Annotated in this window: 1 pseudogene; it reads right to left on the minus strand. The window is 66.2% G+C overall.

Annotated features, from left to right (window positions below):
- Positions 1–500 (minus strand): annotated as a pseudogene (locus tag FMEAI12_RS00040) (integrase); the annotation flags it as partial.

The raw sequence follows: 500 nt of genomic DNA on the forward strand, positions 1-500 counted from the left end.
GTAGCTGTCGAGGACCGATGTCAGGTGCCGTTCGGAGACGATTAGTAGTCTGTCGGTGCATTCGCGGCGGGCGGTGCCTACCCAGCGTTCCGCGATCGCGTTCGCTTTCGGCGACTGTGGTGGTGTGCGCATCACGTCGATGCCGGCTGCGGTGAAGACGGCATCGAAGGAAGCCGTGAATTTCGTGTCGCGGTCACGGATGAGGAACCGGAACCGGTAGCTGTGCTCCTCGAGATCCATCAGCAGGTTTCGTGCCCGCTGGGTGACCCAGGCCGCGGTCGGATGCTTGGTGACCCCGAGAACATGGACGTGGCGGGTGGCGTGCTTGACGACGAAGAACACGTAGATCCGTTGGAGGAACGCGGTGTCCACCGTGAAGAAGTCGCAGGCCAGCAGGCCGGAGGCCTGGGCGCGCAGGAACGTGCGCCAGGAGGTGTCGGCCCGGCGGGGTGCGGGGTCGACGCCGGCGCGGTGCGGGATCCGCCAGACGGTGGCGACTC

The organism is Parafrankia sp. Ea1.12, assembly GCF_900465275.1.
Taxonomy (GTDB): Bacteria; Actinomycetota; Actinomycetes; order Frankiales; family Frankiaceae; genus Parafrankia; species Parafrankia soli.